This is a genomic window from Thomasclavelia spiroformis DSM 1552 (genome assembly GCF_025149465.1).
Classification (GTDB): domain Bacteria; phylum Bacillota_I; class Bacilli_A; order Erysipelotrichales; family Coprobacillaceae; genus Thomasclavelia; species Thomasclavelia spiroformis.
Genome location: NZ_CP102275.1, coordinates 1889861 through 1901852, shown reverse-complemented (window position 1 = coordinate 1901852; position 11992 = coordinate 1889861). Strand labels below are relative to the sequence as shown.

Genomic DNA, 11992 nt, shown 5'->3' with positions numbered 1-11992 from the left:
CTGTTTACAATTTTATTAGTTAAGTTATAATGATTTTAGAGGTGATTAACTTGAAAATAAAAAAGCCAATAATTCATCTGTTAAATGAAAATGATTTAGAAGTTGTAGAGAGTTATTATCAGTGTTTATTTAATAAAACACCATTAGATATTGTTGAGATTAAAAATAATACGATTGATGAATGTAAATTTTTAAAAATTGATTTTAGTAAAATAAATTTAACTAATACACATTTTGTTGATTGTATTTTTATTAACTGTGATTTATCAAATATATCTTTTGAAAAAATAAGTATTCATAGATGTTATTTTATTAATTGTAAAATGGTTGGAGTGGGATTTATAAATTGTTCGTTAAAAGATGTGATGTTTGAAGATATTCAAGGTAAGTATATGAATATGGCTTTAGGTAATATTAGTAATGTTGAGTTTAAAGAATGTTGTTTAGATGAAAGTAGTATAATGGAAACGAAGATTAAAAATCTTGAGTTTAATGATGTTAGTTTTATTAATGGCGAGATTTTTAAAACTAATTTACAAGATATGGATTTTAAAAGTACTAATATTGAAGGAATAAAAATTGATATTTATAGTTTAAAGGGAATCCATGTTGATATGTATCAAGCAGTAGAATTATCAAGATTATTAGGAATTATTGTTGATTAAAAGCAAAAAAATAAATGACAAAATCTAATTCTGTGTTATAATGATGAAGTTATTAAGAGAGGTCATAAGTATGAAGATAAGAAATATTGCAATTATAGCTCACGTTGATCACGGTAAAACTACATTAGTTGATCAATTATTGAAATTGTCAGGTACATTTAGAGATAATGAACAAGTTGCTGAAAGAGCAATGGATAGTAATGCGCTTGAGCGTGAACGAGGAATAACGATTTTAGCTAAGAATACAGCAATTAATTATAAAGATTATCGTATTAATATTATGGATACACCAGGTCATGCTGATTTTGGTGGTGAAGTTGAACGAATTATGAATATGGTTGATGGGGTATTATTAGTTGTAGATGCATATGAAGGAACAATGCCACAAACTCGTTTTGTTTTGAAAAAAGCTTTAGAAGCAAAAGTAAAACCAATCGTAGTTATCAATAAAGTTGATCGCCCAGTTGTAAGAATTCAAGAAGTAATGGATGAAGTTTTAGAATTATTCATGGAATTAGGTGCTGATGATGATCAATTAGATTTCCCAACTGTATATACTTCAGCTTTACAAGGAACTTCAAGTTTAGATAGTGATATTAATACTCAAGTTAATAATATGGATTGCTTGTTTGATATGATTATCGATGAAATTCCAGAACCATTAGTTGATGAAGAAGGACCATTACAATTCCAACCTGCTTTATTAGATTATAATGATTATGTTGGAAGAATTGGAATTGGACGAATTCAACGTGGTAAAATAAAAGTTAACGAAAGTGTTACTTGTGTACGTGCTGATGGAACACATAGTCAGTTTAGAATTCAAAAGTTATATGGTTTTTTAGGTTTACATCGTGTTGAAATTAAAGAAGCCAGTGCAGGTGATATTGTTGCAATTGCTGGACTTAGTGATATTGGAGTTGGAGAAACAGTTTGTACTACTGGTAAAGAAGAACCATTACCATTATTAAAAATTGATGAACCAACAATTCAAATGGTATTTGGAACAAATACTTCTCCATTTGCTGGTCAAGATGGTAAGTTTGTAACGGCTCGTCAGATTGAAGAACGTTTGTTTAAAGAAACTAATCGAGATGTTTCTTTAAAGATTGAAAGAATTCCTAATAGTGAAGAATGGATTGTTTCAGGACGTGGAGAATTACATTTATCTATTTTGATTGAAAATATGCGTCGAGAAGGTTACGAATTGCAAGTATCTAAACCTAAAGTTATTATTAAAGAAATTGATGGGGTTAAATATGAACCATTTGAAGAAGTAAATATTGAAGCACCTGATGATTGTATTGGTAATGTTATTGAATCATTAGGATATCGTCGTGGTGTTTTAGAAAATATGGTAAGTAATGATGGACAAACTAGTGTTACATATACAATTCCTTCACGTGGAATGATTGGGTTTATGACAAACTTTTTAACTATGACAAAAGGATATGGAATTATTTCACATTCATTTTTAGAATATCGTCCTATGGAAGGTGAAACTGTAGGTGAACGAGCTTTAGGTGTTTTAATCTCAATTGATAATGGTCAAACAACTGCTTATGCTTTAGGTGGTGTAGAAGATCGTGGAACTATGTTTGTTGGGCCAGGAGTCGAAGTATATGAAGGAATGATAGTTGGTGAACATAGTCGTGATAATGATTTAGTTGTTAATGTTACTAAAGGAAAACAGTTAACTAATACTCGTTCTTCTTCTAAAGATTCTACAGTAGTTTTAAAACGTCCTAGAACATTTAATCTTGAGGCTTGTTTAGATTATATTAATGATGATGAATTAGTAGAAGTAACTCCAGAAAATATTCGTTTGAGAAAACGTTATTTAACTGAACAAGAACGTAAACAACAAAATAGATTAAAAGCTAAGTAATATATTTTGACTGCACTATGCAGTCTTTTTAGTGTGCCACGCATGACATAAGACTAGGTGGTGAAAGTCCACTGTGGGGGTTTCGTACTACCAACCACTAGCCGAAGACAAGGTATCCATCGTAAGGTGTGAACGGGAGGAAGTTGGAGGCAAAGTCCTGACCCAAGGAATACGAACTATTTTAGGCAGAAGCTTATCGGATGAGATTGCTAAACAAATCGAAGTCCAATAGTACGACGGAATAAGCAGTGTAAAGATAGTGGGTACATAGGATGAAAGTGTTATGTCTTACCGTGGGAGGTCCTAGGAACATGATGAAAATGTAATCATGGTGGAAACGTTTGTCCTAGGAAGTCAGCCGAGGTCATAGTAGTGATGATGATAACTGTAATGGTTATCTAGCGAAGGACCGAACATAAGGAGGTGAACTGGAAATGAAAGATACTCAAGATAAAATAGGATACTGTCAACTATCATTAGGCTTACTCTATGAAGATAGTACGGGATACGACAATAGTGGAGAAGTGTATCCTACATCAAAACAAGAGATATCACATACGAAGAACACCAATAGATTTGTAGTACATGAGAAGTTACTTGAAACAATTATGGAGGATGCCAATATAGAAAAGGCAATCCAAAGGGTTATGAGTAATAAGGGAAGTGGTGGTGTAGATAAAATGCAAGTCGCAGAAGTTCGTACGCATTTCGCACAACACTGGTCTTATCTAAAGAAACTTATCATGGAGGGACATTATAGTCCACAAGCCGTTAAAAGAGTAGAAATACCAAAAGATAACGGAAAGAAAAGAGAGTTAGGAATTCCAACAGTGACGGATAGGGTCATACAACAGGCGATAGTACAGGTACTGACACCAATATTTGAACCCCAATTCAGTGACAATAGTTATGGGTTCCGACCAAGAAGAAATGCCCATCAAGCAGTAAGAAAAGTAGTCGAATACGCCAATGAAGGATATCGATATACAGTAGACCTAGATTTAGAGAAGTACTTTGATACAGTCAACCATTCAAGACTTATACAGATATTGTCACAAACTATTAAAGACGGAAGAGTTATATCACTCATACATAAATATCTCAATGCAGGAGTCATAGTAAAACATAAGTTTGAAGAAACTACAAAAGGAGTACCCCAAGGTGGGCCACTCAGCCCATTATTTGATGCTAGAATAAAAACTGTACCAGTTAAATGGAAGAACTAGCTAGTATATGATACAATGTCATAAGCTTAAATCAAAAATAGAAAAGGGGTATATGATGATGACTAAACCAACATTTACAGATGAATTTAAACAGGGAGTTGTTCAATATGTTTTAGAACATCCTGATGAATCTAAAGTAGCTATAGCTAAACAGTTTGGTATTGCTGATAGCACTGTTCATAAATGGCTTAAAGATGCCAGTAGTAATGACGGCGTAATTAATTCAAGAGGAAGCGGTAATTATTCAAGTGACGAAGCTAAAGAAATTGCCAGATTAAAAAAAGAACTGAAAGATACACAGGATGCTTTAGAAGTCCTAAAAAAGGCTATTGGCATACTGGGCAATTAACTAAGCAGGATCTTTATAAAAGGATAAAAGAAAAATCTAAAAAAGATAAACAGACTTCAGTTACCGGTATGCTAAAAAAATTACAACTGAGTAAATCAGGATATTATGAATATTTGAAAAGAAAACCATGTAAACAAAAAATCAGAAAAGCTAGAATCACAGAAAGAATCAAGAAAATCTATAAGGATTCAAAAGAAATATATGGAGCTCCTAAAATAACTGAAATACTAAAAAAAGAGGGAGAAAAAATAAGTGAAAAATATGTAGGAAACATAATGAGGGAAAACAATATTAAAGCTCATTATATCAAACCATATACAATAACAACAAAAGACTGTGATTTTTCAAATAAACTAAAAAATATTCTAAACCGAGATTTTAATCCAAAAGCACCAAATCAGGCATGGTGTACTGATATAACATATATCTGGACAGCAGATGAAGGATTTGTATATTTAACCAGTATAATGGATCTCTATTCAAGAAAAATAATAGCATGGACATTAAGCAAAACATTAGAAGTAGATGAAGTATTAAAATGTCTGGAAACAGCTAAAAAAAGAAGAAAAAGCGCAAAACCAATAGTAATCCATGCAGATCGCGGAGTGCACTATACATCGAAGAAATACAAAAGATTAACTAAGCAGATGAAAAGAAGCTATTCACAAAAAGGAACACCGTGGGATAATGCGTGTATAGAATCATATCATGCATTGATAAAAAGGGAATGGCTGAACAGATTTAAGATTATAAATTATAATCATGCATATAAGCTGGTATTTGAATACATAGAAGGATTTTATAATACAATAAGAGTACATTCACATTGTGATTATAAATCACCTAATGAATATGAGCATGATTATTTAATTAGTATCAATTAATTAAATTTCTTACATTTATGTGGTCCGAAATCTTGACATAGTACCAATTATCAAATATATATCTTAATGAATTTGATAAAGAAATGGAAAGAAGAGGAAATCGATTTGTAAGGTACGCAGATGACTGTGTCATACTATTCAAAAGTAAAAGAAGTGCAATGAGAGTCAAAGAAACAGTGACAAGATATTTAGAAGAGAAATTATTTGTAAAAGTGAACCAAGAGAAGACAAAGGTAGCCTATATTACTGATATAAAATTCTTGGGCTTTGGATTTTATATAGAGAAGAGTGGTAATGTACGAATCACTGTTCACAAGAAATCTAAAGAAAAGATGAAAAAGAGAATAAAGGAAATCACCAAAAGGAACCGACCAATATCAAGTAAGGAATTAGCTAAAGAGTTAAAAGAATACATTACAGGTTGGGTGAATTACTATAGGATAGCGAATATGAGTAAACATCTAAGGGAAATAGACTCATGGATGAGAAGAAGAATACGAATGATATATTGGAAAAGATGGAAGTTAGTAAGAACAAGGTATAGAAATTTACAAAAACTAGGTATTAATAAAAGTAAGGCATGGGAATGGGCAAACACAAGAAAAAGCTACTGGCACATCGCCAATAGCTTCATACTAAAAAGGACACTTACAAATGAAGTATTAAAAATATACGGATTTATAAGTGCACTAGATTATTACAACTCTATAAACTTATGAAACGCCGTGTAGGGAACCCTACGCACGGTGTTGTGAAAGGGGCGAAAGATTTTAATTCTTAGCCCCTATTCAATTTTGATAAAATATACAATTATTTTTGTTATTTATGGTTTATATTTGTTTGATTGCTAAAATTTTTAAAAATAATTTAAAAAAAATAATGATAATCACAGTAAAATTTGCATATTATAAATTTTTATGATATTATGATGATATAGAAATGGGGGAAAATTAGAGATGAAAGCAGTACTTGAAGTCCAATATCAAGGTCAAAACGTTAATGCTACTGATATTGAAAAGATGGTGAAAGAGGAGTTAAAAGCTAGTGGAGTAAAAATTTCTACTATCGATACTTTAAATATTTATTATACACCTGAAACTTCATCAGTGTATTACGTGGCAACTACTAAAGATGGTAATACTGTTAACAATACTGAGCCATTAACTCTTTAGTAGTCTTAATATAATATCCTTAATATATCCAAAAAAGTAAAGAGCGGTGAATAACCGCTTTTTACTTTGAGTAAATTTAAATCTTAGTGGTTAATCGACAAGAAACATGCTATAATTATTTTGTTTTAAGGAGTGAACAAAATGAAAAAAATAGTGATTAGTGTTTTAGCTCTTTTATTATTAACAGGATGTAGTAATAATAGTAGTGATCAAACGCTTTTTGTGGTAAATAAAAAAGATCAGTATGGTCTTATAGATATAGATGGAAATAAAAAAACAAGGTTTATTTATGATCGATACGAACCAATGGCAAAAGATGGTTATATTGTAGTTAAAGATGATAAATATGGTTATTTATCATATGAAGGTGAAGAAATTATTAAATTAGGAAAATATCAAAAGTTAGAATCAATATCAAATATGATAGTGGCTTATGATAAAGATGATAATATTTCTATTTTAAGTAGTTTGGGTGAAGTATTATATAAAACTGATGATAAGACAGAAATTGTTTTAAGTGGCTTACCTATTATTCATCAAGGGAAAAAGTATTTAGTCCTTTATGATACGGGAAAAGTTTTGGTAGAAGGTAAAAGTGAGATATTAAATGCTAATATAATTAAAGATGGATATATGGCGGTTGCTTATGAAGATAATATAAAAATATATAATCAAGAAAATCTTAATCGTGAAGTTAAAGTTAAAACTGGTGGTAAATTTCAGTTAATGTCACAAAGTGAAGATAATGGGTATTTATTTTATGATCGTGAAGGTCAAAAGGCTTTGTTTTGTGATGAAAAGGGAAAAATTATTTTTGATGTAAATATTGAATTAGATGATTTATATTTTGATCAAGATGGTAATATTACTGGTGTAAAAAATCAAACAACTTATTTATTTGATAAAAAGGGAGTTGCAACAGCAATTAATAGTTATTACAATGATTTAGAAAATTATGTAATTAAAAATAGGGAAATGATTTATGGACCTCATAAATTTGTTTATAATGGAAAAGAAACTAACGTGAGTGGTATTCAATTAGATCCAATGGCTTCATATATAAGTAGTAAAATTTTTCCAGTGTATGTAAGATCTAAAGGATATATGTATTATGGTTATGATGGTAAACCTGCTTTTAAGACACTATTTACTAGTGCTGAGATTTTTGATCAAAATGGATTAGCAGTTGTTTCTAAAAAAGCTGATAAGTATTATTTAATTAATCAAAAAGGGAAAAAGATTTCTAAAACTTATTCTAGAATTAGTTATATTGGGGAAAAATATTATGCTGGTTTTATCAGTGATAGTAAATATGAAATAATTGATACTGAAGGGAAAAAAGTTATTGATGATAACTTTATGGATGATGGAATTGTTTTTACATACAATGATAATATTTATGGGATTTTTAATAAAAGCGGTTCTAGTTATGTTTACGATATGAACGAATTAGAAGTTATTTTCTTTGTTGAAGATACATTGGAATTTGTTGATAATGGATATTTTACTAGTGAAAGTGGTAATTACTATACATTAGATGGCGAAGAAATTTATAAGAGGTAAAAAGATGAATTATTATATTTATATGCTTGTAACACTAGCGGTAATGCTTGTTGTATTTAAATTTATTTTTTGTGAGATAGAAGCTTATAATGCTAAAAAAAGATCAATATTGAGTTGGTATTTTAAACTTAATGAATCATTTAAATATGTACGTACAAAAAGTATTATTTTAATGGGGGTATTTTGTTATATGATTGTTTCAATTCAACCATTCTTTTCATTTGAATGGTTTATTGAAATGATTGGTTTTATTGCAGTGGCTGTTATTTGTGATGGAATTAGTCAATTTGTTGGATATCATTATGCAAAAATTAGATTTAAAAAAGATATTAGTAATGCTATCGTAGCTAAAAATGAGATTTTAAAAGCAATAAATGTTACTAAAGATGAATTAGTACAACAAAGTAAACCTACTTATTCAAGTCAAAATGTTATTTTAAAATATGTTGATGATGATACTCATTTAGCAACTATTTCACTTGATGGTGGAGAATTTATTTCATCGTTTGATAAATTACCGCCAATTACATATGTTGTTGAATCTCAATATGAAAAAGCAACGGAAAAACTAGCGGATAAAAATGTAAAAGTTACTCATTTAACCGATGATGGGAAGCTTCCTTTCAAAGATGAGCGTTTGGATGTAGTAGTTAGTGAACTGGCAAATTATGATCGATATGATTTATATCGGGTTGTAAAACCTGGTGGGTATATTTTAGTTGATCAAATGGGAAGTGATAATTATCGTGAGATAATGAATATTTTCCTCCCATTTAAAATAAAAGGACGTTGGGATTTAGAAACTGGTTCAAAATTACTTAGTGATATTGGTTTAGAAATTGTTGATGGTTTTGAAGAACATGGTTTTGTTCGTTTTAATACATTAACATCATTTATCACTTTTATGAAAAGTATTACACGAGCAGATATTACTCATGATCGATTTATTAATTTTTATGGTCAAGTATTAAAGCAAATTAAAGAAAAAAGTTACTTTGAACTTACTACGCATCGTTTTATGGTAGTTGCTAAAAAGAAAAAGCTTTAGATATTTAATAAAATGACAAGAGATAAATTCTTGTCATTTTATTGCTTTTAGAAATGATTGTTGTATAATGTTACTGATTTCATTTAAAATTATTTCGTTATAATAAAATAATTTTATTTATTCGATTTAGTGTAATAATTGGTGTTTATTTGGATAATGTAGTTAGTATTGTTTAATAGCAATATTTAACAGAGAGGAAAATGATATGGTTATAAAGAAATTTAAAGATAGTCATCCAAGTGTTTTGGTTGTTTATTTTTTATCAATTATTGTGTTGTTATTTATTCAACGTAATTATTGTTTTATTTTATTAATGAGTAGCTTAGCTGTTTTGATGGATTATTTTTATAATAAAGATAAATTTTTTAAGCATTTAAAATATGTATTAATTTTACTTGTAGTTGTTATACTTATTGTTCCTTTGTTGGTTCAAAGTAGTAATGATATTATATATAGTTTGCTTGTAGGTATTTTTTTGAGTGGGTTATTTTTATGGTATAAAGTAATGCGATATTTTGTTAAAGATGATCATATTGTATATTTATTTGGTTCTATTTTACCTAGTTTTGGCTTAGTGATTTCAATATTTTTTAATCTTATAAATAAATTAAAAAAACAATATCAAAAGATAAAAGAAGCAAATTATCATATTCCTGTTAAAAATAAAATTACTTATTATCGTAATGTAATTGTTATTTTAGTTACATATGCATTTGAATCTTCATTAGATATGATGAATTCAATGATATCTAGAGGTTATGGAAAGGCAAATCGTACTAGTTTTTATTTATATATATTTAAAAAAGATGATGTGTTAAAATTAATAGCTATTATTTTACTTAGTATAATTTGTTTTTGGGGTTATTATGGTTATTATCGAAATTACTCATTATTACAAGCTTATCATTTTGAGCTAATTGATTTATTGTTTTTTGCTTCATATTTGCTATTGGGAGTTTTACCAATATTGTTAGGAGGAAAGAAAAATGTACAAGATTGAAAACTTTAGTTTTACCTACCCTAAAGATAAAAAGATAATTAATAATATTTCTTTTGAAATAAAAAAAGGAGATTTTTTGGTTATTACTGGTAAAAGTGGTTGTGGAAAAACAACCTTACTTAGATATTTTAAACCATCACTTAGACCTAAAGGTGATATTGATGGAGTAATCATCTTAGATGAAGAAATTGAAAATGATGATACTAAAATAGGTTTTGTTTTTCAAAATCCAGAAGATCAATTAGTTATGAATACAGTTTGGCATGAAATTGCTTTTGGTTTAAAAAATAAAGGAATTTCTTTAAAACAGATGAAACGAAGAATTGGAGAAATTGTAAATTATTTTAATTTACAAAGTATTATTAATAAAGAAACACAATCATTATCTAATGGTCAAAAGCAATTAGTAGCTTTAGCAAGTGTTATGGTAATGAATCCTAAAGTTATTTTATTAGATGAAGCAACAGCACAATTAGATCCAGTTAATCGTGAAGAATTTATTAAAATATTAAAGCATATAAATGATGATTTTAATGTAACTGTAGTTTTTGTAGAACATCAATTAGAAGGATTATTAGATGTTGCTAATCGATTGATTGTTATGGATGAAGGTAAAATTGTAATTGATAATGAAATAAAAATGGCAGTAGATGAGATGCTTACAAAGAAAATATTTGTAGAATCATTACCTAATTATGTTCGAGTATCTTCTTTATGTGATAAATTATGTTTATCGATTAAAGAAGCACGAGAAGCATTAGTTAATTTTGAAAATTTTGATATTAAAATAATGGATGAAATTGATAATCGAATATTGATGAAAGTTAGAGATTTAAATTTTGGACATGATGATATTGTTTTAAAAGATTTAGAAATCGATATTTTAGAAAATGAAATTCTTTCAATTGTAGGAGCAAATGGTAGTGGTAAATCTTCGTTTTTACGATGCCTTGCAGGATTAGTTGATTGTCAAGGTGAAATATCTAAAGTGGGGTGTGTAGATCGTATTGGTTATTTACCACAAGATCCAACTACTTTATTTGTAGCTGATAAAGTGATTGATGATTTATTATTAGTTGATGATGTTGTTGCAAGTGTAGAATCACATTTAGATAATTTTGGAATTATTGATTTAAAAGATGCTCATCCTTTTGATTTAAGTAGTGGTCAAAAGCAATTAGTAGCTTTAGCAAAAATACTTTTAACAAAGCCACAGTTATTATTATTAGATGAGCCAACTAAAGGAATAGATGCATCAAGTAAAGAATTTTTAGCTAATTTAATTAGAGGTTTAAGCAAACATATGACTATTGTAGTAGCTAGTCATGATTTAGAATTTGTCGCTAAAATTAGTGATCGTGTAGCGATGATATTTAATGGACAAATGGAATCAGTTGATAGTACAAGAGAATTTTTTAGTCATAATTTATTCTATACAACGACAATCAATAAAATTATGCGAGAAAATAATCCAGAAGTAATATTGTTAGAGGATTTAGGATTATGAAATTAAACAAAAATAAATTTATTTTAAGCATATTGGTCATAATATTATTAGGGATAATATTTATTGTTAAACAATATAGTTTATTTAATGTTATTCTTTCAATATTATTATGTATTCCTTTTTGTTGTAAAAAACCTAAACTTAGAGAGTTTGTTATTCTTGCAATTATTATAGTGTTTAGTGCAATATCTAGAATTGTATTTGTGTTTACACCGAATTTTAATCCGGTATGTGTTATAACGATTATTTGTGGAATTGTTTTTAAACAAGCAGCAGGGATGATGTGTGGAACGTTATCGGTATTGATATCAGGTCTTTTGTTACCAATGACACCATGGACATTTTTTGAAATATTGTCGATGGGTTTGATTGGATTTGTTTCAGGAATTTTGGGTGATAAATTAGATCAACAAAAAAAGTTATTATATGGATATAGTGTAATTTGTAGTATTAGCTTGTGGCTAATAATGAATGTTGTTACAATTTTTATTAGCCATAGAAATTTTACAGTTGATAATTGTTTGGAAGTTTTATTTTTATCGTATCCAAATTTATTAATTAGTATTTTGTCTAATCTTATTTTTATGTATTTATTATGTAAGTATATGCTTCAGATTTTTAAAAGAATCAAGTTAAAATATGGTATCAATAATACTTAATAAAATTATGATTTTTATTCGTTATAATGGC

Annotated in this window: 12 protein-coding genes; all 12 read left to right on the top strand. The window is 28.5% G+C overall.

The window, feature by feature from the left end; all coding sequences use genetic code 11:
* Positions 1-41 precede the first annotated feature (41 nt).
* A complete protein-coding gene (locus tag NQ543_RS09150) occupies positions 42-665 on the top strand; it encodes a pentapeptide repeat-containing protein (RefSeq protein WP_230197295.1) in 624 nt (207 codons plus the stop codon).
* 70 nt (positions 666-735) lie between these two features.
* Positions 736-2553: a translational GTPase TypA gene (typA, locus tag NQ543_RS09145; RefSeq protein WP_039904022.1), complete on the top strand. Its 1818-nt coding sequence runs from the start codon at positions 736-738 to the stop codon at positions 2551-2553.
* 434 nt (positions 2554-2987) lie between these two features.
* Complete coding sequence (locus NQ543_RS09140; RefSeq protein ID WP_259935274.1) at positions 2988-3779, top strand: reverse transcriptase domain-containing protein; 792 nt, start codon at positions 2988-2990, stop codon at positions 3777-3779.
* Positions 3780-3786: 7 nt separating this feature from the next.
* The gene (locus NQ543_RS09135) at positions 3787-4128 is read left to right on the top strand and encodes a transposase (RefSeq protein ID WP_004609083.1); all 342 of its coding nucleotides are present in this window, start codon (positions 3787-3789) and stop codon (positions 4126-4128) included.
* On the top strand, positions 4053-5012 hold the full coding sequence (locus NQ543_RS09130) for an IS3 family transposase (protein ID WP_333790947.1): 960 nt from the start codon (positions 4053-4055) through the stop codon (positions 5010-5012). The genes NQ543_RS09135 and NQ543_RS09130 overlap by 76 nt, the downstream gene beginning before the upstream one ends.
* A 56-nt stretch (positions 5013-5068) precedes the next feature.
* Entirely contained in the window at positions 5069-5731 is a 663-nt protein-coding gene (locus NQ543_RS09125; RefSeq protein WP_259935753.1) for a group II intron maturase-specific domain-containing protein, read from the top strand.
* Between the two features lie 237 nt (positions 5732-5968).
* Positions 5969-6184, top strand: a complete 216-nt coding sequence (locus NQ543_RS09120) for a DUF6465 family protein (RefSeq protein ID WP_004608960.1) — start codon at positions 5969-5971, stop codon at positions 6182-6184.
* 141 nt (positions 6185-6325) lie between these two features.
* Positions 6326-7747, top strand: a complete 1422-nt coding sequence (locus NQ543_RS09115; protein ID WP_004608959.1) for a WG repeat-containing protein — start codon at positions 6326-6328, stop codon at positions 7745-7747.
* Positions 7748-7751: 4 nt separating this feature from the next.
* A complete protein-coding gene (locus NQ543_RS09110; protein WP_039903523.1) occupies positions 7752-8795 on the top strand; it encodes a class I SAM-dependent methyltransferase in 1044 nt (347 codons plus the stop codon).
* Positions 8796-9000: 205 nt separating this feature from the next.
* Positions 9001-9795: an energy-coupling factor transporter transmembrane component T family protein gene (locus NQ543_RS09105; RefSeq protein WP_004608957.1), complete on the top strand. Its 795-nt coding sequence runs from the start codon at positions 9001-9003 to the stop codon at positions 9793-9795.
* Complete coding sequence (locus tag NQ543_RS09100; RefSeq protein ID WP_004608956.1) at positions 9782-11302, top strand: ABC transporter ATP-binding protein; 1521 nt, start codon at positions 9782-9784, stop codon at positions 11300-11302. The genes NQ543_RS09105 and NQ543_RS09100 overlap by 14 nt, the downstream gene beginning before the upstream one ends.
* The gene (locus NQ543_RS09095; protein ID WP_004608955.1) at positions 11299-11961 is read left to right on the top strand and encodes a DUF6580 family putative transport protein; all 663 of its coding nucleotides are present in this window, start codon (positions 11299-11301) and stop codon (positions 11959-11961) included. Before NQ543_RS09100 ends, NQ543_RS09095 begins: the two co-directional genes overlap by 4 nt.
* The last annotated feature ends 31 nt before the right edge of the window (positions 11962-11992 follow it).

Coding starts and splice junctions, on each gene's coding strand:
- typA (WP_039904022.1), top strand. CDS start 736: ATGAAGATAAGAAATATTGCAATTATAGCTCACGTTGATCACGGTAAA.
- NQ543_RS09140 (WP_259935274.1), top strand. CDS start 2,988: ATGAAAGATACTCAAGATAAAATAGGATACTGTCAACTATCATTAGGC.
- NQ543_RS09135 (WP_004609083.1), top strand. CDS start 3,787: ATGATACAATGTCATAAGCTTAAATCAAAAATAGAAAAGGGGTATATG.
- NQ543_RS09120 (WP_004608960.1), top strand. CDS start 5,969: ATGAAAGCAGTACTTGAAGTCCAATATCAAGGTCAAAACGTTAATGCT.
- NQ543_RS09115 (WP_004608959.1), top strand. CDS start 6,326: ATGAAAAAAATAGTGATTAGTGTTTTAGCTCTTTTATTATTAACAGGA.
- NQ543_RS09110 (WP_039903523.1), top strand. CDS start 7,752: ATGAATTATTATATTTATATGCTTGTAACACTAGCGGTAATGCTTGTT.
- NQ543_RS09105 (WP_004608957.1), top strand. CDS start 9,001: ATGGTTATAAAGAAATTTAAAGATAGTCATCCAAGTGTTTTGGTTGTT.
- NQ543_RS09100 (WP_004608956.1), top strand. CDS start 9,782: ATGTACAAGATTGAAAACTTTAGTTTTACCTACCCTAAAGATAAAAAG.
- NQ543_RS09095 (WP_004608955.1), top strand. CDS start 11,299: ATGAAATTAAACAAAAATAAATTTATTTTAAGCATATTGGTCATAATA.